The following is a 22,222-nucleotide window of genomic DNA, read 5'->3' on the forward strand; positions in this document are numbered from 1 at the left end:
CTCCGGAAACGTGTCGTACCCTCGCGATACGGTCATGGCACAGCTCACAGAAGCACATCGAGTGAGGCGCATCATGACTGGCGATTCGGGCGCAGACTGGCATTTCTACGCGGTGGTCGAAACCGCGGTGGACGGTGGTCACACGCTCGCCGCGTTCGGGCCGCGACCGACGGCGCTCGACGCGCTCCGGCTGGCCGTGCATTCGGTCAACCACACCGCGTATTCGGTTCTGGAACAGGGGATCGCGGGAGATCCGCGTGCCGAGGCGAGCGTCGTCGAGCGGTTGCCGATCACGTCGTTCACCATCAGGCGGCACCGCCGCAGCACGAGCGAACTCGATGCCCGCTGGATGCTGAACGGCGGCAGGCACCACCGGTAGGGCTACCGCGGTTCGGTGGTGAGGTAGTACTCGAGCACGGGCCCGACCCAGCGCATCAACTGTTCGTGCGTCATGTCGGCTACGGGCGGTACCCGGAGTACGTAGCGGGAGAAGGCGAGTCCGAGGACCTGCGACCCGACGAGGGCCGCGCGTTCGTCCGCGCGGTCCGCGGTGACCACGGCGAGGGCGGGCGCCACTTGGCGGGCGAAGACCTGCAGCATCGCCTCGGCGGCTCGGGGGCTGCTCGCCGCCGCGCGGAGGAGGGGGAGGAACGCGCCGTCGTTCTCCCACACCGCGAAGAAGCGCGGCATCAGCACGCTCGCGAGGTCCGCCGCGGGAACGTCGTGGAGGTCGGGCAGGTGCAGATCGAATTCGGCGGCCTCGGCGAACAGCGATTCCTTGTTGGTGAAGTACCGGACGACCAGTGCGGGGTCGACGCCCACATCCGACGCGACGGCGCGCATCGTCGTGCGTTCGTAGCCGTCGGTGCCGAACCGGGCGCGGGCGGCGTCGAGTATCGCGGCGCGGGTGGTGACGGCGGAGCGGGCGCGGCGTTCGGACATTTCCACAGTCTAAGTCAACAGCTGTTGACCTGACGCGGCGATGCGCCTACCGTCGAAGTCAACAGTTGTTGACTTAGTGGGACACCTTTCGATCGGAGGCAACGCCATGAAGCACATCGACGTGGTGGTGATCGGCGCGGGACCCACCGGATGCATGCTCGCGGGCGAGTTGGCGACGGCGGGCCGATCGGTGACGGTGCTGGACAAGCGCGCCGCGCCGTCCACCCTCAGCCGGGCATTCGGCGTCCATGCTCGCACCCTCGAACTGCTCGATGCCCGCGGACTCGCCGACCGGCTCGTGGCTACCGGCGCCGCCGCACCCGGTCTGAAGCTGTGGCGCGGTGCAGCGCTGAACCTCGGACGCCTGCGGACCCGGTTCCCGTTCGTCCTCGTCACCCCGCAACGGAACGTCGACGCCCTGCTGGAGGAGCACGCCCGGGACCGCGGCGCCGACATCATCCGTGGTTTCACCGTGACCGGAGTTGAGCAGGACGGGGACGGCGTCCGCGTTCACGGCCACGACAGTTCGGGACGCGGCAGCACCCTCCACGCGACATATGCGGTCGGTGCGGACGGCGCGCACAGCGCGGTGCGGACGATGATCGGGCAACCGTTCCCCGGCAAGGCTGTGCTGCGGTCGATCATGCTCGCCGACGTCGAACTCGAGAATCCACCGGACAATCTCGTGACCGTCAACGCCGTCCGCGACGGATTCGCGTTCATCGCGCCATACGGCGACAACCTGTTTCGGGTGATCGCCTGGAACCGCCGGCATCAGGTGGACGACACCGCCCCGGTGGACCGGGAGGAACTGCGCAGCACCATCGAGGTCGCGATGGGCACCGACTACGGACTCGGCGACGTGCGCTGGCAGTCGCGTTTCCACAGCGACGAACGGCAGGTCCCGCAGTACCGGACCGGCCGGGTGTTTGTCGCCGGCGACGCAGCCCACGTGCATTCGCCTGCAGGTGGGCAGGGCATGAACACGGGTATTCAGGACGCCGTCAATCTCGGCTGGAAACTCGCGGCCGTCCTGGACGGCGCGGACGACGCGGTGCTCGACACGTACCACTCCGAGCGGCACCCGGTGGGCCGGCTGGTTCTGCGGTCGAGCGGTGCCACCATGCGCATGATGATCGTCCGGCCGTGGATCCTGCGGAAAATCCGGAACGGGGTAGTGGCGGCGCTTCTCGGCTTCCCGCCGATCGGCGATGCGATCGCCGGGATGTTCGCGGGTATCGGAATCGGGTACGGCCACCACGCCGGCGAGAGCACCGTGGTCGGCCGACGTGCCGAGGATCTGCCCACCGACGCCGGACGGCTGTACGAGGTGATGCGTTCGGGCGGTTTCGTCCTGGTCACCGAGCCCGGGACTCCTGCTCCGGGCGATGTCCACGCGGTGGCCCGGATCGACGACGGCCCCGGACTGCTCGTGCGTCCCGACGGCTACATCGCCTGGGCCGGCGACAGTGCGTCCGGCCGGTGGCGGGACGCACTGGAACGGTGGACGGCCCGCACGTCGAACGGTGCCCGGCCGGTCAGCCGGTGACGTCCGGCAGGCTGTTGAACGCCTGCGCTCGCAGGTCCCGGGCGAGATGATCCCGTTGCTCGAGCACCAGCCGTCGCAGCGCGGCGGGCGCATCGGCATGGGTGGCGAGCCATCCGTCCGCCGCGTCGAGTGTCGTCTCGGACGGGAACAACCCGACCACGATCCGCCGCGCGATTTCGATACTGCGCTCCTCCCACACCGAGCCGATCGAGGCGAAGTAGCCGGCGCCGTATCCCTCGACGAGATCGTGCCGGGCGCCTGCGCGGAACCCGGCGATGATCGCGCCGAGATGTTCGTTGGACAGTGTGCGGTCGTGGAGGATCGATTCCCAGGCCTTCGCTTTCACGTCCGGGTCCGGCCGCGAGAACTTCGCCCGCAGGTACGCGGTGCGGCCGGAACCGGTGTCGTCGCGGCGCAGTTCGCCGTCGAGGTCCGCGTCGTCGGCGTGCCCGGTGGCGGCGAGCGCGCCCCAGAACCCCCAGCGCAGATCCGGGTCGAGGGCCAGCCCGGTCGGCGCCGGCCCGCCGGCCTCGAGAATCGACCGGATGTCGGCCGCGCGACTGCCGTCCATCGCCGCAGCGGACGCCACCGCCCGTGCCCAGGCGAGTTGGCTTCCCGAAGCCGACGGGGCGTCCCACAACGCGCGCCAGGTGAGCTCGAGCCAGTCGAGACGGGCGGCGTCGCGCGAGGGCTCGGGGAGGAAGTGCTCGATCGCGTACGGGGCGTTGGCCAGCACAGAGGTGAGGAGCGTGAGGTGCGACTCCGCCGGTGAGAACCTCTGGGCCATCGACAGATACCGCGTGGCGCCCAGTTCGCTGTCGCGGGTCGCGTTCCACAGCGACGACCAGATCAGGCCGCGCGCCAGCGGGTCGCGCACTCGGTCGAGGGAGGTCTCGACGGTGGTCAGCGATCGATCGTCCAGCCGCACCTTCGCGTACGTCAGGTCGGCGTCGTTGAGCAACACGAGCGGCGCGTCGGCGAGATCGATCGGCGTGTGGGCGTCGGCGAGGTCGACCTCGATCCGCTGCACGCACACGAGGTCGCCGGTGTCGTCGAAGTCGTAGCGCCCGACACCGAGGCGGTGTGGACGCGGATCGGTCTGCACGATCGAGGCGCATCCGTCGGCGCCGCGCTGCAGGCTCAGAGCGGACACTCCGGTTGTCTGCAACCAGGCGCGCGCCCAGCTCGTCAGATCCCGGCCCGACGTGGCCGACAGTTCGGTCAGCAGATCCGTGAGGGTGGTGTTCCCGAACGCGTGGGCGCGGAAGTAGCGGCGCGCCCCCTCGAAGAACGCGTCACGCCCGGCGTACGCGACGAGTTGCTTGAGGACGCTGGCGCCCTTCGCGTACGTGATGCCGTCGAAGTTCAGTTTCGCGGCCTCGAGGTCGACGATGTCCGCGACGATCGGATGCGTCGTCGGCAACTGGTCCTGCAGGTACGCCCACGCCTTGCGGCGGTTGGCGAAGGCCACCCACGCGTCGGTCCACCGGGTGGCCTCCGCGTTGGCCAGTGCGCCCATGTAATCGGCGAAGGATTCCTTGAGCCACAGGTCGTCCCACCACACCATCGTGACGAGGTCGCCGAACCACATGTGGGCCATCTCGTGCAGGATCGTGTTCGCCCGGCCCTCGTACTGGGAGTCGGTCGCGGCGCCGCGGAACACGTACGCCTCGGTGAACGTCACACAGCCGGGGTTCTCCATGGCGCCGAGGTTGTACTCGGGGACGAACACCTGGTCGTACTTGCCGAACGGATAGGGGTAGTCGAAATTCTCCGTGAAGAACCCCAGCCCCTGCCGGGTGATCTCGAAGATCGTGTCGGCGTCGAGGTACTGCGCAAGCGAGGCGCGGCAGAGGACGCCCAGCGGGATCGTGACGTCGCCGCCACTCCATTCCGAGTCCACCCGCTGGTAGGGCCCGGCCACGACCGCGGTGATGTAGGTGGAGATCGGCAGTGTCGGCGCGAACGTGACCACCTGCCCGCCGGTGGTGTCTTCCCGCTCGACGACCTGTTGGTTGGAGACCACCTCCCACTCCCGCGGCGCGGTGACGACGAACGTGAACGGCGCCTTCAGGTCCGGCTGTTCGAAACACGCGAACACCCGCCGCGCGTCCGCCGGCTCGTACTGCGTGTAGAGGTACGTCTGCCTGTCGGCCGGGTCGAGGAACCGGTGCAGGCCCTCACCGGAACGGCTGTACTCGCCCCGGGCGGCGACGGTCACGACGTTGGATTCACGCAGCCCGGTCAACGCGATACGGGCGCCGTCGTAGTCGACGGGGACGTCGGAGCCGTTGACCGTCACCGACTCCACTCCGGCGCCGAGGAAGTCGAGCCAGGTCGTGGACGTGCGGGCGGTGAACTCGACGGTCGTGGTGGTCGCGAACGTCCCGACCTCCCGGTCGACGGCGCCGAGTACGTCCAATTCCACCCGATAGCCGAGAACGTCGATCGCGCGGGAACGTTCGGCGGTTTCGGCTCGGGTCAGGTTCGCTGTGCTCACGCGTCGATCCTGCCAGCCCCGCCCGCAGGCCGCGGCGCTACCGGTTGCTCAGGACGGAGCCGACGCCGGCCGCGACGACGAGCGCGATCGCGGCCAGCGACTGCAGTCCGAGTACCTGCCCGAGCACGATCACCCCGGCGAGGGTCGCGGCGGCAGGCTCGAGCGCAATGAGCACGGCGAACACCTTCTTGCTCATCACCTGCAGCGCCCGTAGCTCGAGCGAATACGGAATCACCGACGACAGCAGGGCCACCGCCGCGCCCACGGCCAGGATCCGGGGGTCGAACAGTGCGGTGCCGCCGGACACCGCGCCGAGCGGAAGCGTCAGGGCCGCCGCGACGATGCTTGCGCCGGCCAGGCCGTCCGCACTGGGAACCGTCGCCGCGAGGTTCGAGCCGGCGACGATGTAACCGGCCCACGCCGCCCCGGCGGTGAGCGCGAAACACACCCCCACCAGGTCGAGGGACTCGGCGCCCGAGTTCTCGCGCAGGCCGAGCATGACCACCCCGGTCAGTGCCGCCAGCACCCACACGCCGTCCCGCAGTCTTCGCGACAGCACGGCGGCGAGGGTGAGCGGACCCAGGAACTCGATGGTGACGGCGGTGCCGAGCGGGAGCCGCGCGAGGGCCTCGTAGAACGCCGAATTCATCACGGCCAGCGCCACTCCGAGGGCGAGGATGCCCTCCCGTTGCGTTCGCGTCCACCGTCGCCAGCGCGGCCGCACGATCACCCCGAGGATGATCGCCGCGATCGTCAGCCGCAGCGACACCGCGCCACTGGCGCCCACCGCCTCGAACAGGGTGCTCGCGAAGGCGGCGCCGAACTGGACGGACAGCACCGATCCGAGGACCGAGACGACGGGAAGAAGCTGACTGCGCGGCTCGGCTGTCACCGGCGTGCGATGCCCGGGTTCACCGGCCGGTGAAGTTCGGGCTGCGGCGATCGAGCATCGCGCCGACCGCCTCGTGATGGTCCGCGGTGTGATGGGCGAGCGACTGCATGGCCGCCGACAGTTCGAGGAGGCTCTCGAGGCTCTGGTGACGGCCCTCGCGCAGCAGTTTCTTGGTCATCCGCAGCACCTGCGGCGGGTTGACCGCCACGCGGTCGGCGAGCGCACGCGCCGCGCCGAGGAGTTCCCCGGGTTCGGTGACCTGCGAGACGAGCCCCCACTCCAGGGCCTTCGCGGCGTCGATCGCGTCGCCGGTGAACGCCATCTCGCTGGCCCGCGCCATCCCGACGGCCTGCGGAAGGAACCAGGCGCCGCCGTCGCCGGGGACGAGCCCGACCTTGACGAAGCTCTCCGCGAACACGGCGGCCGTGGAGGCGATCCGCATGTCGCACATCAGCGACAGGTCGCATCCGGCACCGATGGCGGGTCCGTTGACGGCCGCGATGGTCGGCACCTCGCAGTGGTAGAGGGCCAGTGGGATGCGCTGGATGCCGTGCCGGTAGCCCTGCCGCAGGTCGGCGGGGGAGCCGCCGAACATTCCGGCGCGGTCGCGCATGTGCTTGACGTTGCCGCCGGAGGAGAAGGCCGAACCCGCACCCGTGACGATCGCGACGCGCACGCTGGGATCACCGTTGACGTCGGCCACCGCATCCTCGAGCGCCTCGATCACGTCCGGCTCGGAGATCGGGTTGCGCGCCTCCGGGCGGTTGAGCGTCCAGGTGACGATGTCGCCATCGCGGGTGGTGAGCACGGCGTCGGTCATGGACGACTCCCTCGGGTGTGAGCGCGGATTCGAGACCGTCCCAGTCTGTCATTGCGCTCAGATGCCGGTGCGCCGTACCAGTGCGTCGGTGGCGGACGGTGCGAACGTGCCGAGCAGCCGGAACAGTTCGGCGTAACTGGGGAGAAGTTCGATCGGCCGGGTGCGCACGGCGGTGACGAACCATTCCGCCGCCTGCTCGGGAGTCAGGGCGGCCATCGCGTCGTAGTCCGTGGTGGGCGCGATCATCGGCGTCCGGACCAAGGGAAAGTCGAGGGTGGTCACGGAGATTCCGCGGTCGCGCAATTCGGCGCCGAGGCTCCGGCCGAACGCGCCGACGGCCGCCTTGGACGCGTGGTAGGCGGAGAACTTGGGCATCACGCCGGCAGGCACGCCCCACGTCGCGACGTTGATGATGTGGCCCTTGCGGCGCTCGATCATGGAGGGGAGCAACGCGAGGGTGAGCCGCGTCGAGCCGAAGTAGTTGACGGCCATGGTGCGTTCGAAGTCGTGGAAGCGATCCAACGAGTCCTCGACCGTCCGCCGGATCGACCGCCCGGCGTTGTTGACGAGTACGTCGACGGGGCCGATCTCCCCGAGCACGTGAGCGACGAGGGCGTCGACGGAATCCGGGTCCGTGAGGTCGCAGGGGACGGCGTGTGCGTCGCAGCCGGACCGCAGGATGTCGTCGCGCACGGACTCGAGGGCGTCGGAGCCGCGGGCCACGAGGACGACCTCCGCGCCGAGGGCGGCGAGCCGGCGGGCGGCCGCTTCTCCGACCCCCGAGGAACCGCCGGTGACGAGGATCCGCTTCCCGGCGATGCGGTGGCCGGTTCCCGGTGCGACTCGGGCGGCCAGTGCGCGCGGGGAGGGAAGGGGGTTGAGCGCGGCATGGGTGAGCAACTGTCGTATCACGTGACCAGCGTGGCAGCTCTCCGGACGATCCGCAGCCAAATAACAATCAATCGTGCTTGCTTTTTTATTGGGTCGGTGTGATGCTGGTCGCATGGCTGAACTGCAGAGGTTCATCGACGACTTGTGCGCCGAGAGCGATTCACTGGACGCCCTGGTGGCCGACCTCCCCGACTCCCGCTGGGCCGATCCGACACCGGCCGAGGGCTGGACCATCGCCCACCAGATCGGACATCTGCTGTGGACCGACGAGGCCGCCCTCCTGGCGATCACCGACCCCGACGGCTTCACCGAGCAACTGGCGGTGGCCGCTTCGAACCCGGGCGGCTTCGTCGATGCCGGCGCCGCCGAGCACGCCCGGCGGGAACCCGCGGAACTGCTCGCCGCTTGGCGCTCGGCCCGGGCTCGGCTCGCGGAGGCTCTCCTGGCGGTGCCGCCGGGACAGAAGATCCTCTGGTACGGCCCGCCGATGAAGGCGGCGTCGATGGCCACCGCCCGGTTGATGGAGACGTGGGCGCACGGCCAGGATGTCGCCGACGCGCTCTCGGCGGCGCGCACACCCACCGAGCGGTTGAAGAGCATCGCCCACCTCGGTGTCCGCACCCGCGACTTCGCCTACGCCGTCAACGAACTCGCCCCACCCGCCGAGGAGTTCCGCGTCGAGCTCACCGCCCCCGACGGAGTGTCCGTCTGGACGTGGGGCCCCGAGGACGCCGCGCAGAAGGTCACCGGCCCCGCCGAGGACTTCTGCCTGCTCGTCACCCAGCGCGCGAACCGGGCGGATCTCGCCCTCGAGGCCACCGGCGCCGACGCGGACGCGTGGCTGAACATCGCTCAGGCCTTCGCGGGCCCCGCGGGCGGCGGCCGTGAGGCGGGAACCCGATGACCGTGCGGATCGGCAATTGCTCCGGCTTCTACGGCGACCGCCTGTCGGCGATGCGCGAGATGCTCGAAGGCGGCGAGCTCGACTATCTGACCGGCGACTACCTCGCCGAACTCACCATGCTGATCCTCGGCCGCGATCGCATGAAGGACCCGAACCGCGGCTACGCGAAGACGTTCCTCCGTCAGGCGGAAGACTGCCTCGGGCTGGCCCTGGACAAGGGGGTCCGCATCGTCGCCAACGCCGGCGGGCTCAACCCGGCCGGTCTCGCGGACGCGTTGCGGGAGGTGAACGACAAGCTGGGGCTGCAGGCGAAGATCGCCCACGTCGAAGGCGACGACCTGATCGGCCGGGCCGCCGAACTGGGGCTGGGCAGCCCGCTGACCGCCAACGCCTACCTCGGCGCGTGGGGCATCGTCGACTGCCTGAACGCCGGCGCCGACGTGGTCGTGACCGGACGGGTCACCGACGCGTCGGTGATCGTGGGCCCGGCGGCCGCGCACTTCGGCTGGCAGCGAGACGCTTTCGACCAGCTCGCCGGTGCCGTGGTGGCGGGGCACGTCATCGAGTGCGGCACCCAGGCGACGGGTGGCAACTACGCGTTCTTCACCGAGATCGACGACCTCGATCGTCCCGGATTCCCGATCGCCGAGATCGACTCGGACGGATCGTCCGTCATCACCAAGCACCCCGGGACGGGCGGCGCCGTGAACGTCGGCACCGTCACCGCGCAGTTGCTGTACGAGATCACGGGTGGCCGCTACGCCGGTCCCGACGTGACCGCGCGGATCGACTCCGCCGCACTGTCGCAGGACGGCCCCGACCGCGTGCGCATCAGTGGCGTCACCGGGGAGCCGCCGCCGCCGCAGCTCAAGGTGTCGCTGAACACGCTCGCGGGATTCCGCAACGAGGCTGTGTTCGTCCTCACCGGCCTCGACATCGAGGCCAAGGCGGCCCTGGTGAAGCGGCAGCTCGAAGGGTGGCTTCCCACCCGGCCGGCCGAACTCGACTGGTCGCTCGCCCGCACCGATCATCCGGACGCCGACACCGAGGAGGCCGCGAGCGCGCTGTTGCGCTGCGTGGTCCGGGATTCCGACGCCAATGCCGTCGGACGTGGATTCTCCTCCGTCGCAGTCGAAATGGCACTGGCCAGCTACCCCGGCTTCACGCTGACGGCGCCGCCCGGGCAGGGGCAGCCCTACGGCGTGTTCACCCCGGGATACGTGTACGCCAAGGAGGTGCCGCACGTCGCGGTGCTGCCGGACGGAACGCGCGTCGACATCGAACCCGCCACCGAGGTCCGGGAGCTGGAGGACGTCGACGAGCCCGCGCTCCCGCAGCCTCGGGGCGGCGAACCCACGGTGCGGGTCGCGCTCGGCACCATCGCCGGAGCGCGCAGCGGAGACAAGGGCGGGAACGCGAACGTCGGTGTGTGGGTGCGCACCGACGAGCAGTGGCGGTGGCTGGCCCACGCGCTGACCGTCGACGAAGTGAAGCGCCTTCTCCCGGAGGCCGCCGACCTCACCGTCACGAGGTATGTGCTGCCGAAGCTGCGCGCCGTCAACTTCGTGATCGAGGGAATCCTCGGACAGGGCGTCGCGTCCCAGGCCCGGTTCGACCCGCAGGCCAAGGGTCTCGGCGAATGGCTGAGATCCCGGCACCTCGACATACCGGAAGCACTCCTCCCCGAAGGGACAACGTTGTGAGCGTGTGGGATACACCCGAGCGGCAGGAACTGCGCAAGACGGTGCGCAGCTTCGTCGAACGACAGATACTGCCGCACCTGGACGAGTGGGAGCGCGACGGCGAACTGCCCCGCGCGCTGCACCGGGAGGCCGCCGAGCTGGGACTGCTCGGCGCCGGTTTCCCCGAATCCGTCGGGGGCGAGGGCGGAGACCTCGTCGACGCCGTGCTGATCTGCGAGGAGTTCCACCAGGCGGGGGCATCGGGTGGCGCGTTCGCTTCCCTGTTCACGTCGGGAATCGCGCTACCGCACCTCGCCGCGGCCGGTGACCCGGAGCAGATCGAGAAGTGGGTCCGCCCCACCCTGCGTGGCGAGCTCGTCGGCTCGCTCGCCATCACCGAACCCGGCGGCGGTTCCGACGTCGGGCATCTGCGGACCACCGCGGTCCGCGACGGCGACCACTTCGTCGTCAACGGGTCCAAGACGTTCATCACGTCCGCCGTCCGGGCCGACTTCGTGGTCACCGCCGTCCGCACCGGCGGTCCCGGCGCATCCGGGGTCTCGCTGCTCGTGATCGAGAAGGACACACCGGGTTTCGAGGTGGCACGCAAACTCGACAAGATGGGCTGGCGTGCATCGGACACGGCCGAGTTGTCGTTCGTCGACGCACGGGTGCCCGCCGCCAACCTGGTCGGCGAGGAGAACAGCGGGTTCGCGCAGATCGCTCAGGCGTTCCTCACCGAGCGCATCGCCCTCGCCGCGCAGGCATATTCGAGCGCGCAACGGTGCCTCGACCTCACGCTGCAGTGGGTGCGGGACCGCGAGACGTTCGGCCGTCCGCTGATCAGCAGGCAGTCGGTGCAGAACACGGTCACCGAGATGGCGCGCAAGACCGACGTGGCCCGCGTCTACACCAGAGCGCTGGTGGAGCGTTCGCTCGTGTCGAACGAGGACTTCATCGCGGAGGTCTGCTTCGCGAAGAACACCGCCGTCGAGTCGGGCGAGTGGGTGGCCAACCAGGCCGTCCAGCTGTTCGGTGGCCTGGGCTACATGCGGGAGAGCGAAGTGGAACGGCAGTACCGCGACATGCGCATCCTCGGAATCGGTGGCGGTACCACCGAGATCCTGACGGGGCTCGCGGCCAAGCGATTGGGGTATCAGTCATGACCACGTTGAAGTCCACCCTGGACACGGGTTCCGAAGAGTACGCCGCGGCGGCGAAGGCCATGACGGAGAAGCTCGCCGAGATCGACACCGAGCACGCCAAGGCGCTCGCGGGCGGCGGCGAGAAGTACACCGAGCGGCACAAGAAGCGCGGCAAGCTCCTCGCCCGGGAGCGCATCGAACTGCTCCTCGACCCCGACTCGCCGTTCCTCGAACTGTGCCCGCTCGCGGCGTGGGGCAGCGACTTCCCGGTCGGTGCCAGCACCGTCGTGGGCATCGGTGTGGTGGAAGGCGTCGAGTGCCTGATCGTCGCCAACGACCCGACGGTCCGCGGCGGCACCAGCAATCCGTGGACGTTGCGGAAGGGATTCCGCGCCAACGACATCGCCCGGCAGAACCGGCTGCCCGTCATCTCCCTCGTGGAATCCGGTGGCGCGGACCTTCCCACGCAGAAGGAAGTGTTCATTCCCGGTGGCCGCATGTTCCGCGACCTCACCCAGCTCTCCGCGGCGGGTATCCCGACCATCGCCCTCGTCTTCGGCAACTCGACGGCGGGCGGCGCGTACATCCCCGGCATGTCCGATCACGTCGTCATGATCAAGGAACGGTCCAAGGTGTTCCTCGCCGGACCGCCGCTCGTCAAGATGGCCACCGGTGAGGAATCCGACGACGAAACCCTGGGCGGCGCCGAGATGCATGCCCGGAAGTCCGGTCTCGCCGACTACTTCGCGGTCGACGAGCAGGACGCCATCCGGATCGGCCGCAGCATCGTCAAGCGCCTGAACTGGAAGAAGCAGGGTCCCGCGCCGCGGGCCGAGGTCATCGAACCGCTCGAGGACCCCGAGGAACTGCTCGGCATCGTCCCCGCCGACCTCAAGATCCCGTTCGATCCTCGCGAGGTGATCGCCCGCATCGTCGACGGCTCCGATTTCGACGAGTTCAAGCCGATGTACGGGTCGTCACTCGTCACGGGCTGGGCCGAGCTGCACGGATATCCGGTGGGCATCCTCGCCAACGCGCGCGGTGTGCTGTTCAGCGAGGAATCGCAGAAGGCCACCCAGTTCATCCAGCTGGCGAACCGCTCGAACACGCCACTGTTGTTCCTGCACAACACGACCGGCTACATGGTGGGCAAGGAGTACGAGGAGGGCGGGATGATCAAGCACGGGTCGATGATGATCAACGCCGTCTCCAATTCCACCGTCCCGCACATCTCGATCCTGCTCGGCGCGTCCTACGGCGCCGGCCACTACGGCATGTGCGGACGCGCGTTCGACCCGCGTTTCCTGTTCGCCTGGCCCAGCTCCAAATCCGCCGTCATGGGCGGAGCGCAGCTGGCCGGTGTCATCTCCATCGTCAGCCGCGCCTCTGCCGAGGCCCGCGGGCAGGCGTTCGACGAAGAGGCCGACGCGGGCATGCGCGCCATGATCGAGAACCAGATCGAGGCGGAATCCGTGCCGATGTTCCTGTCCGGTCGCCTCTACGACGACGGCGTGATCGACCCGCGCGACACCCGAACCGTGGTGGGAATGTGCCTGTCGGCCATTGCCAACGCCCCGATCGAAGGCGCCGAGAACTTCGGCGTCTTCCGGATGTGAGGCCCGACATGATCCAGTCCGTACTGGTTGCCAATCGCGGTGAGATCGCCTGCCGCGTCTTCGCCACCTGCCGCCGCGCAGGCATCGGGACCGTCGCCGTGTACTCGGACGCCGACGCTCTCAGCCCGCACGTCACCGAGGCCGACACCGCGGTCCGGTTGCCGGGCAACAGTCCCGCCGACACCTACCTGCGCGGTGACCTCGTCATCGAGGCGGCACTGCTCGCTGGCGCCGATGCCATCCACCCCGGCTACGGGTTCCTCTCCGAGAACGCGGACTTCGCGCGCGCCGTCCACGACGCGGGGCTCACGTGGATCGGGCCGCCCGCGCCCGCCATCGAGATGATGGGTTCGAAGGTGGAGTCCAAGAAGATGATGGCCGCCGCCGGAGTTCCGGTGCTGGCCGAACTCGACCCGGGCGCCGTCACCGAAGCGGACCTGCCGGTGCTCGTCAAGGCGTCCGCAGGCGGCGGCGGACGCGGCATGCGCGTCGTGCGTGAGCTCGCGGACCTCCCGGAACAGCTGGAAGGCGCCCGCCGCGAAGCGCAATCGGCCTTCGGCGACCCGACCGTGTTCTGCGAGCGCTACCTGGAAACGGGCAGGCACATCGAGGTCCAGGTGATGGCCGACCGGCACGGAACCGTCTGGGCGGTGGGGGAGCGTGAATGCTCCATCCAGCGGCGGCACCAGAAGGTGGTGGAAGAGGCGCCGTCACCGTTGGTCGAGGCCGTCCCCGGGATGCGCGAGCGACTGTTCGAGGCCGCCCGGCTCGCGGCGAAGGCCATCGACTACGAGGGCGCGGGGACGGTCGAGTTCCTGGCTTCCGGTCGAGCGGAGCGAGGGGGAGACGACCTGGACGACGGGAACTTCTTCTTCCTCGAGATGAACACCCGGCTGCAGGTGGAACACCCGGTCACCGAATGCACCACCGGCCTCGACCTCGTGGACCTGCAACTGCAGGTGGCGTCCGGGCAGGCGCTCGATGCCGAATCGCCCGCCGTGTCCGGTCATTCCATCGAGGTCCGGCTGTACGCGGAGGATCCGGCGCAGAACTGGCAGCCGCAGAGCGGACCGGTCCACCGTCTGGACCTGCCCGGGAACGCGGTCGAATTCGACGTCCTGCGCTCCCCGGGGATTCGCCTCGACTCCGGCGTGGTCGACGGATCCACCGTCGGCGTGCACTACGACCCGATGCTCGCGAAGGTCATCTCGTTCGCGCCCACCCGCACGCAGGCGGCCACCCGGCTGGCCGCGGCCCTGAGCCGCGCGCAGATCCACGGACTGCGCACCAACCGCGACCTCCTGGTCAACGTGCTCCGCCACCCGGCATTCCTCGCCGGCGACACGGACACCGCCTTCTTCGACACCCACGGGCTGGACGTGCTGGCGCGGCCGCTGGCCTCGGCCGACACCGAGCGACTGTCGGCGCTGGCCGCCGCACTCGCGGACGCCGCGCACAACCGTGACGTCGCGACGGTCGACTCGACGCTCCCCAGCGGATGGCGGAACCTGGCGTCCGCGCCGCAGAGCAAGACGTTCACGGGCGGAGGCGGTGACATCGAGATCCGGTACCTGCTCACCCGGTACGGGCTGAAGGCCGACGGCTTCGACGACGTCGCGCTCGTGTCGGCCACGGCGCGCCACGTCGTCCTCGACGTCGCGGGGCTGCGTCGCTCGTTCGAGGTGTCCCGGTACGGGGACGACGTGTTCGTCGACTCTGCCCTGGGCCCGGTGGGCCTGCACGCCGCACCGCGATTCACCGATCCGAGCGCCGTCGTCGCCGAGGGGTCGCTGCTCGCGCCGATGCCGGGTGCCGTCATCCGCCTCGGCGCCGAGGTCGGCGACACCGTGACCGCCGGTCAGCCGATCGTGTGGCTCGAGGCGATGAAGATGGAACACACGATCAAGGCACCGGCCTCCGGTGTCCTCACCGAACTGTCCGTGACCGCCGGTCAGCAGGTCGACGTGGGAACGGTCCTGGCAGTAGTCGAAGCAGCGCAGCCCGAAGGAGAATCATGAGCTTCATCGAGACCGAAGAACAGAAGGAACTCCGTGCCTCCGTGTCGAGGCTCGGCGAGCGGTTCAACTACGTCGACTACGTGCTGCCCCGGGCTCGGCGCAGCGAACCGCTGACCGAATTGTGGAACGAGGCGGGCAAACTCGGCTTCCTCGGAGTCAATCTCCCCGAGGAATACGGGGGCGGCGGCGCAGGCATCTACGAACTCGCCCTCGTGCAGGAAGAACTCGCGGCCCACGGCGCCGGCCTCCTGCTGGTGGTCGTGTCACCGGCCATCTGCGGCACGATCATCGGCAAGTACGGCACCGAGGAGCAGAAGCAGACCTGGCTCCCCGGCCTCGCCGACGGTTCGAAGATCATGGCGTTCGGCATCACCGAGGCCGACGCGGGTTCGAACTCGCACCAGATCACGACCACTGCTCGTCGAGACGGCGAGGAGTGGCTGCTGACGGGGAACAAGATCTACATCTCCGGGGTGGACCAGGCCGATGCCGTCCTCATCGTCGCGCGGACCGAGGACTCGAAGACCGGCAAGCTGAAGCCTGCGCTGTTCATCGTCCCCACCGACGCCGAGAACTTCGTGAAGACGCCGATGGAGATGGACATCGTCGAGCCCGACCACCAGTTCATGCTGTTCCTCGACGACGTCCGGTTGCCCGCCGACGCGCTCGTCGGCGAGGCCGACGCGGCGTTGATGCAGCTGTTCGCGGGTCTCAACCCCGAACGCATCCTCGGCGCCGCCATGGCGATCGGCATGGGCCGCTACGCGCTGGACGCCGCGGTGCGGTTTGCGAAGGAACGCACGGTGTGGAAGGAACCGATCGGCGCGCACCAGGGCATCTCGCATCCGCTGGCGCAGATCAAGATCGAACTCGAACTCGCCAAGCTGATGATGCAGAAGGCGGCCGTCCTCTACGACAGCGGCGACGACTTCGGCGCCGCCGAGGCCGCCAACATGGCCAAATACGCCGCCGCCGAGGCCAGCATCAAGGCACTCGACCAGGCCGTCCAGACGCACGGTGGCGCAGGCCTGACCAAGGAATACGGTCTCGCGGCGATGCTCGGTGCGGCACGCATCGCCCGCGTGGCGCCGGTGAGCCGCGAAATGATCCTCAACTTCGTCTCCCAGCACTCGCTCGGGCTGCCGAAATCGTACTGATGTCGAACGGACAGCACATGACCGACGTGGAAGCCGACCGGTACGTCCGGTACGACGCGAATCGGGGGTTCGCCACCCTCACCCTCGATTCGCCTCACAACAGGAACGCGATCTCCGGCAGGCTCGTGCACGAACTGCTGCAGGGATTGCGGGACGCCGCCGCGGACAACGACGTCCGCGGCGTCGTCCTCACCCACACCGGCAGCACGTTCTGCGCCGGGGCGGATCTGAGTGAGACGTCCGGCGACGTGGGGTCGCGTACCCGGCAGATGGCCGCACTGCTGCGGGCCATCGTCGAACTGCCCAAGCCGGTGATCGCCCGGATCGACGGTCACGTCAGGGCCGGGGGCATGGGATTGGTCGGCGCCTGCGACATCGCCGTCGCCGGCCCGCGCAGCACGTTCGCGCTCACCGAGGTCCGGCTCGGACTCGCCGCGTCGATCATCTCGTTGACGGTGCTGCCCCGGATCGATTCGCGCGCCGCGAGCCGCTACCTCCTCACGGGTGAGAAGTTCGGCGCCCACGAGGCGGAGGCCATCGGGCTGATCAGTGAGTCCGCCGAGGATCCCGAGGACACCGTCGAGGAATTGCTCGACCAGTTGCGGCAGGCGTCGCCGCAGGGTCTGGCCGAGTCGAAGACCCTCACGACCCGGAGCGTGCTCGCCGATTTCGACCGCTACACCGACGAGCTGACCGCACAGTCGGCGAGGCTGTTCGAATCCGAGGAGGCGCGGGAAGGCATGATGGCGTTTCTGCAGAAGCGGCCGCCGAGATGGGCCTCCGGCCCCGTGCGTGGTTGACGAGTCCCAGGACTCGTCACCCGCTCACGGGTGCGCAGCGCGACGAGAGGAAGTGACACATGACCCGCGAACCGAAGCAGGACCGTAGCCGGGTCACGCGCGGGCACCTCCTCGAGGTCACCATCGACTGCCTCGCCGAGCTGGGCTGGGGTGCCACCACGGTGAGCCTCGTCGCCCAGCGCGCCGGCGTGTCCCGCGGCGCGACCCAGCACCATTTCCCCACCCGCGAAGACCTCATCACCGCGGCGCTCGAGGTCATGTTCGACGCCCGGATGGAGCAGGCCCGCCGCGAGGCCACCGACCTGCCGACCGGGGAGGGACGCACCGAGGCCGTGGTGTCGCGGCTCGTCGACTACTACACGGGCACCCTGTTCAAGGCGGCGCTGCAGGTGTGGACGGCCGCCGCCGCCGACCCCGAACTCCGGGCCCGGATCGTGCCGCTCGAGGAACGGTTCGGGCGGATCGCGCATCGCACCGCCGTCGAACACTTCGGGTTCGACGACGCCGATCCGGTGGCGCACCGGCTCGTCCAGGCCACCCTCGATCTCGCCCGCGGACTAGGCCTGGCCGACGTGCTCACGGACGACTCCAAACGACGGGCGGAGATCGTGCGGCAGTGGGCGGCGCAGCTGGATGCGGCACTACCGCGGAACGGTGAGTCGGCGGAGCCGCGGAGCCTCGACGTGGCCGTTCTCGACTGACCGGGCAAAGAGCGCAGGGATCGGTAGAGTCACCGACCATGGGCCGGAAATGGGGAGCGCTCGTCCTGATCACCGTCGCGGCCGGTCTGGCCGGCTGTGGGGGAGACGGAGACGATTCCGGTACCGAACCCGCCGCGCAGCAACTCCCGCAGGTGACGGATCCGGGCCCGTTCTTCGGTCAGTGCGGTTCGGTCACCGACGACGAGGTGGCGAAGGCGTTCGGGATGCCGCCCTTCACCGGGGTGACGCGTAATTCCGTCGGCTGCGAATGGGAAACCGCGGGAATAGGCGGTCCCAGCGTGACGTTTTCCTGGTACCGCGGCAGTCCCATCGGCCGCGAGCGGGCGGGTTCCGAGCTGATCGGCAGGCCGGCCACCGACATCGACATCCAGGGGCATCCCGGATTCATTGCATCGTCCGAGGGAATTCTGTGCGAACTCGGTGTGGAGTTCGGCGGCGACTTCGTCCACTGGTCGGTGATGTACGCGGACGCGCAACCCGCGGCGGACCCGTGCAAGGTGGCGCGTGATCTCGCCGAACTCAGCGTGTCGAGGGCCAAGTGAGCGGGGGAGTGATGAGCGGCGGGACGTGGCGTGCAGTGCGGGTGCTGGCCGCGGCCACCGCGGTCGGGCTGATCGCGGGGTGCGGGTCGGCGATCGAGGGCTCGCCCCGCGCCGAAGGGGCGTCCTCGTCCGGTGACACCGAACAGTTCACGGCCCTGCTCGAGGAGTGCAACGCCGTCGCCGACGAACAGATCGCCCAGACCGTCGGCGCCGACGCCATCGAACGGGGCTTCTTCGGCGCGATCTGCCGCTGGGACGCGGTCGGCGCCAACGGTCCCGTGAAGGTGACGTTCAACTGGTTCGAGACGGGTTCGCTCGACACGGAGAGGTCGACCGGCGAGAAACTCGGCTACACCGTGGAGTCCTCCACGATCCAGGGTCGCAAGGCCGTCGTGATGCGTCCCCCCGGTGATCCGGGGGCGTGCGGAGTGACGGTCGGATCGCCCTCGGCGGGCGTCGTCGGCTGGTGGGTACAGTTCCAGACGGGGGCGGCAGACCCGTGCGAGGCGGCATCGACGCTTGCGGATCTGACGCTCAATCTGAGTAGTTGATGTGCCCGTGCCCGTACCGACAGGTCCGAGCAGTACCCCACATCGCAGGTCAGCCCTTACCATTGCCAGCCCACTTTGACCTTCCGGCGCGCCGCCGGGTATCGTTGTGGGTCGTGTCCGGCATGCCCGGGCCGATCTGTGTGCCTAGCGAGGTATTGCCGTGCGCGCGTTCGTGCAGATTTCTGCATGGAACGAGCATCCGGCTGCCTGTGTGGGGGTATGCGACACACCCGACCTCGGGTGCAGCTCGAGGTGCGGGTGAGGGGCAGCAGCTCTCTTGCCCCAACTGCTAGATCCCTAATTTCAGAACAGCCAAGGTTGCTTGTCCAGAGCAGTCTGTTCAACACGAAGAAAGCCGGTAAATGCCAACCATCAACCAGCTGGTCCGCAAGGGCCGCCGCGACAAGACCGCGAAGGTCAAGACGGCAGCCCTCAAGGGCAGCCCGCAGCGTCGTGGCGTGTGCACCCGCGTGTACACCACCACCCCGAAGAAGCCGAACTCGGCGCTCCGTAAGGTCGCGCGTGTGCGCTTGACCAGCTCCGTCGAGGTCACCGCTTACATCCCGGGCGAGGGTCACAACCTGCAGGAGCACTCGATGGTGCTCGTCCGCGGTGGTCGTGTGAAGGACCTCCCCGGTGTGCGCTACAAGATCATCCGCGGCTCGCTCGACACCCAGGGTGTCAAGGGCCGCAAGCAGGCCCGCAGCCGCTACGGCGCCAAGAAGGAGAAGAGCTAATGCCACGTAAGGGCCCCGCTCCGAAGCGTCCGCTCATCAACGACCCGGTCTACGGTTCGCCCCTGGTGACGCAGCTCGTCAACAAGATTCTCCTGGACGGCAAGAAGTCCACCGCCGAGCGCATCGTCTACGAAGCACTCGAGCAGGCGCGCGAGAAGACCGGCACCGATCCGGTCGTCACCCTCAAGCGCGCACTGGACAACGTCAAGCCTGCCCTCGAGGTCCGCAGCCGCCGTGTCGGTGGCGCCACCTACCAGGTGCCGGTCGAGGTCCGTCCGGGCCGCTCCACCACCCTCGCGCTCCGCTGGCTCGTGACCTTCTCCCGGCAGCGCCGCGAGAAGACCATGGTCGAGCGTCTCGCCAACGAGCTCCTCGATGCCAGCAACGGCTTGGGTGCCGCTGTGAAGCGCCGTGAGGACACTCACAAGATGGCCGAAGCCAACAAGGCATTCGCCCACTACCGCTGGTGACGTCACGTCGGAGCAGTCACCTACCGTGACTGCTCCGGCGTCGTCGCACGTCGGGCCCCTACCGGGGACCGGCTGATCTACAACTCGAGACAATGGCCCCGCTGGTGGAACACCGGGGAGGCCGACACCCGATACACGAGCTACGAGCGGGGAAGAATCCTGTGGCACAGGAAGTGCTGACCGACCTGAACAAGGTCCGCAACATCGGCATCATGGCGCACATCGATGCCGGCAAGACCACAACCACCGAGCGCATCCTGTTCTACACCGGTGTCAACTACAAGATCGGTGAGACGCACGACGGTGCCTCGACCACGGACTGGATGGAACAGGAGAAGGAACGCGGCATCACGATCACCTCTGCCGCGGTGACCTGCTTCTGGAACAACAACCAGATCAACATCATCGACACGCCGGGCCACGTCGACTTCACCGTCGAGGTGGAGCGTTCGCTCCGCGTGCTCGACGGCGCCGTCGCAGTGTTCGACGGCAAAGAGGGCGTCGAGCCCCAGTCGGAGCAGGTGTGGCGTCAGGCCGCCAAGTACGACGTTCCGCGCATCTGTTTCGTCAACAAGATGGACAAGATGGGCGCGGACTTCTACTTCACGGTCCAGACCATCATCGACCGCCTCGGCGCGAAGCCGCTCGTTCTCCAGCTGCCGATCGGCGCCGAGGACGACTTCGACGGCGTCGTCGACCTGGTCGAGATGAAGGCTGTCACCTGGCGTGGCACGGTCGCCATCGGCGCCGAGCCCACCATCGAGGAGATCCCGGCCGATCTCGCCGACAAGGCTGCCGAGTACCGCGAGAAGCTGCTCGAGACGGTCGCCGAGTCCGACGAGAAGCTCATGGAGAAGTACTTCGCCGGCGAGGAGCTCTCCGTCGAGGAGATCAAGGGCGCCATCCGCAAGATGACGGTCAACTCCGAGCTGTACCCGGTGCTGTGTGGTTCCGCGTTCAAGAACAAGGGCGTTCAGCCCATGCTCGACGCGGTCATCGACTACCTGCCGAACCCGCTGGACATCGGCGAGGTCCAGGGTCACGCCCTGGGCAACGAAGAAGAGATCCTCACGCGTAAGCCGAGCAAGGAAGAGCCGTTCTCGGCTCTGGCCTTCAAGATCGCTTCGCACCCGTTCTTCGGCAAGCTGACGTTCGTCCGCGTGTACTCCGGCCGGATCGATCCGGGCGCCCAGGTCATGAACGCGACCAAGGGCAAGAAGGAGCGCATCGGAAAGCTCTTCCAGATGCACGCCAACAAGGAGAACCCGGTCGACGAGGCCGTGGCCGGCCACATCTACGCGATGATCGGTCTGAAGGACACCACGACCGGTGACACCCTGTGTGCACAGGACGCGCCGATCGTGCTCGAGTCCATGAGCTTCCCGGACCCGGTCATCCAGGTTTCGATCGAGCCCAAGACCAAGTCCGACCAGGAGAAGCTGGGCACCGCGATCCAGAAGCTCGCCGAAGAGGACCCGACGTTCTCCGTCGAGCTCGACGAGGAGACCGGCCAGACCGTCATCGGCGGCATGGGCGAGCTCCACCTCGACATCCTCGTCGACCGTATGCGTCGCGAGTTCAAGGTCGAGGCCAACGTCGGCAAGCCGCAGGTTGCCTACCGCGAGACCATCACCAAGAAGGTCGAGAAGCACGACTACACCCACAAGAAGCAGACGGGTGGATCGGGCCAGTTCGCCAAGGTGATCATCGCGCTGGAGCCGTTCGTCGGCGAAGACGGTGCCACCTACGAGTTCGAGAACAAGGTCTCCGGCGGTCGCATCCCGCGCGAGTACATCCCGTCCGTGGATGCAGGCGCGCAGGACGCGATGCAGTACGGCGTTCTCGCCGGCTACCCGCTGGTGAACCTGAAGCTGTCGCTGCTCGACGGTGCATACCACGACGTCGACTCGTCGGAAATGGCCTTCAAGGTTGCCGGTTCGCAGGCGCTGAAGGAAGCCGCCCGCAAGGCCGGCCCGGTCATTCTCGAGCCGCTCATGGCTGTCGAGGTCACCACACCCGAGGAGTACATGGGTGATGTGATCGGCGACCTGAACTCCCGCCGTGGCCAGATCCAGGCCATGGAGGAACGCAGTGGTGCCCGTGTCGTGAAGGCGCTGGTTCCGCTCTCGGAGATGTTTGGTTACATCGGTGATCTGCGGTCGAAGACCCAGGGCCGGGCGAACTTCTCCATGGTGTTCGATTCCTACGCAGAGGTTCCCGCGAACGTCTCGAAGGAAATCATCGCCAAGGCGACCGGCGAGTAACCTCGGTTCCAGCCGGCCGA

Annotated in this window: 20 protein-coding genes; 15 read left to right on the plus strand and 5 right to left on the minus strand. The window is 68.5% G+C overall.

Annotated features, from left to right (window positions below; genetic code table 11):
- Nucleotides 1–73 precede the first annotated feature (73 nt).
- Nucleotides 74–379, plus strand: coding sequence for a hypothetical protein (locus OYT95_RS28995; protein ID WP_005258203.1), 306 nt, complete (start codon nt 74–76; stop codon nt 377–379).
- A 2-nt stretch (nt 380–381) separates the two neighbouring features.
- On the opposite strand, the gene OYT95_RS29000 is transcribed toward OYT95_RS28995, so the two are convergent.
- Nucleotides 382–942, minus strand: a complete 561-nt coding sequence (locus tag OYT95_RS29000) for a TetR/AcrR family transcriptional regulator (RefSeq protein WP_268789759.1) — start codon at nt 940–942, stop codon at nt 382–384.
- Between the two features lie 106 nt (nt 943–1,048).
- On the opposite strand from OYT95_RS29000, the gene OYT95_RS29005 reads away from it, so the two are divergent.
- Entirely contained in the window at nt 1,049–2,491 is a 1,443-nt protein-coding gene (locus OYT95_RS29005) for an FAD-dependent oxidoreductase (RefSeq protein ID WP_268789760.1), read from the plus strand.
- Here OYT95_RS29005 and pepN read toward each other — a convergent pair.
- From pepN to OYT95_RS29025, 4 genes are read right to left on the minus strand one after another with little or no spacing between them, the layout of a single operon-like run.
- Nucleotides 2,481–4,991, minus strand: a complete 2,511-nt coding sequence (gene pepN / locus OYT95_RS29010) for an aminopeptidase N (RefSeq protein WP_268789761.1) — start codon at nt 4,989–4,991, stop codon at nt 2,481–2,483. The two genes, OYT95_RS29005 and pepN, sit on opposite strands and share 11 nt — an antisense overlap.
- Nucleotides 4,992–5,028: 37 nt before the next feature.
- The gene (locus OYT95_RS29015; RefSeq protein WP_112301816.1) at nt 5,029–5,883 is read right to left on the minus strand and encodes an EamA family transporter; all 855 of its coding nucleotides are present in this window, start codon (nt 5,881–5,883) and stop codon (nt 5,029–5,031) included.
- 19 nt (nt 5,884–5,902) lie between these two features.
- The gene (locus OYT95_RS29020; RefSeq protein ID WP_037233572.1) at nt 5,903–6,703 is read right to left on the minus strand and encodes a crotonase/enoyl-CoA hydratase family protein; all 801 of its coding nucleotides are present in this window, start codon (nt 6,701–6,703) and stop codon (nt 5,903–5,905) included.
- A gap of 57 nt (nt 6,704–6,760) precedes the next feature.
- Nucleotides 6,761–7,603 carry an SDR family oxidoreductase gene (locus OYT95_RS29025; RefSeq protein ID WP_037233574.1) on the minus strand — a complete coding sequence of 281 codons (843 nt, stop codon included), beginning with the start codon at nt 7,601–7,603 and terminating at the stop codon, nt 6,761–6,763.
- Nucleotides 7,604–7,706: 103 nt separating this feature from the next.
- Between OYT95_RS29025 and OYT95_RS29030 the strand changes: the two genes are divergently transcribed.
- From OYT95_RS29030 to fusA, 13 genes are all read left to right on the plus strand, one after another.
- Nucleotides 7,707–8,498, plus strand: a complete 792-nt coding sequence (locus tag OYT95_RS29030) for a TIGR03084 family metal-binding protein (protein ID WP_112301817.1) — start codon at nt 7,707–7,709, stop codon at nt 8,496–8,498.
- Nucleotides 8,495–10,201 (plus strand): acyclic terpene utilization AtuA family protein, encoded by a 1,707-nt coding sequence (locus tag OYT95_RS29035; RefSeq protein ID WP_268789762.1) that lies wholly within the window; start codon nt 8,495–8,497, stop codon nt 10,199–10,201. Before OYT95_RS29030 ends, OYT95_RS29035 begins: the two co-directional genes overlap by 4 nt.
- Nucleotides 10,198–11,346: an acyl-CoA dehydrogenase family protein gene (locus tag OYT95_RS29040; protein WP_268789763.1), complete on the plus strand. Its 1,149-nt coding sequence runs from the start codon at nt 10,198–10,200 to the stop codon at nt 11,344–11,346. Before OYT95_RS29035 ends, OYT95_RS29040 begins: the two co-directional genes overlap by 4 nt.
- The gene (locus OYT95_RS29045) at nt 11,343–12,941 is read left to right on the plus strand and encodes an acyl-CoA carboxylase subunit beta (RefSeq protein ID WP_037233585.1); all 1,599 of its coding nucleotides are present in this window, start codon (nt 11,343–11,345) and stop codon (nt 12,939–12,941) included. The genes OYT95_RS29040 and OYT95_RS29045 overlap by 4 nt, the downstream gene beginning before the upstream one ends.
- Before the next feature lie 8 nt (nt 12,942–12,949).
- A complete protein-coding gene (locus OYT95_RS29050; RefSeq protein WP_268789764.1) occupies nt 12,950–14,959 on the plus strand; it encodes an acetyl/propionyl/methylcrotonyl-CoA carboxylase subunit alpha in 2,010 nt (669 codons plus the stop codon).
- The gene (locus OYT95_RS29055) at nt 14,956–16,116 is read left to right on the plus strand and encodes an acyl-CoA dehydrogenase family protein (RefSeq protein WP_037233587.1); all 1,161 of its coding nucleotides are present in this window, start codon (nt 14,956–14,958) and stop codon (nt 16,114–16,116) included. Before OYT95_RS29050 ends, OYT95_RS29055 begins: the two co-directional genes overlap by 4 nt.
- The gene (locus tag OYT95_RS29060) at nt 16,116–16,916 is read left to right on the plus strand and encodes an enoyl-CoA hydratase family protein (RefSeq protein ID WP_268789765.1); all 801 of its coding nucleotides are present in this window, start codon (nt 16,116–16,118) and stop codon (nt 16,914–16,916) included. Before OYT95_RS29055 ends, OYT95_RS29060 begins: the two co-directional genes overlap by 1 nt.
- Before the next feature lie 59 nt (nt 16,917–16,975).
- Nucleotides 16,976–17,617: a TetR/AcrR family transcriptional regulator gene (locus tag OYT95_RS29065; protein WP_037233590.1), complete on the plus strand. Its 642-nt coding sequence runs from the start codon at nt 16,976–16,978 to the stop codon at nt 17,615–17,617.
- Between the two features lie 38 nt (nt 17,618–17,655).
- Nucleotides 17,656–18,180, plus strand: coding sequence for a DUF3558 domain-containing protein (locus OYT95_RS29070; RefSeq protein ID WP_037233592.1), 525 nt, complete (start codon nt 17,656–17,658; stop codon nt 18,178–18,180).
- Between the two features lie 11 nt (nt 18,181–18,191).
- Nucleotides 18,192–18,731 carry a DUF3558 domain-containing protein gene (locus OYT95_RS29075; protein WP_128641600.1) on the plus strand — a complete coding sequence of 180 codons (540 nt, stop codon included), beginning with the start codon at nt 18,192–18,194 and terminating at the stop codon, nt 18,729–18,731.
- 362 nt (nt 18,732–19,093) lie between these two features.
- Nucleotides 19,094–19,468, plus strand: a complete 375-nt coding sequence (gene rpsL, locus OYT95_RS29080; RefSeq protein ID WP_005252198.1) for a 30S ribosomal protein S12 — start codon at nt 19,094–19,096, stop codon at nt 19,466–19,468.
- The gene (gene rpsG, locus OYT95_RS29085) at nt 19,468–19,938 is read left to right on the plus strand and encodes a 30S ribosomal protein S7 (RefSeq protein WP_005252199.1); all 471 of its coding nucleotides are present in this window, start codon (nt 19,468–19,470) and stop codon (nt 19,936–19,938) included. Before rpsL ends, rpsG begins: the two co-directional genes overlap by 1 nt.
- Nucleotides 19,939–20,099: 161 nt before the next feature.
- Nucleotides 20,100–22,202, plus strand: a complete 2,103-nt coding sequence (gene fusA, locus OYT95_RS29090; RefSeq protein WP_005258137.1) for an elongation factor G — start codon at nt 20,100–20,102, stop codon at nt 22,200–22,202.
- Nucleotides 22,203–22,222: the final 20 nt, after the last annotated feature.

This window comes from Rhodococcus sp. JS3073 (assembly GCF_026810085.1).
Taxonomy (GTDB): Bacteria; Actinomycetota; Actinomycetes; order Mycobacteriales; family Mycobacteriaceae; genus Rhodococcus_F; species Rhodococcus_F wratislaviensis.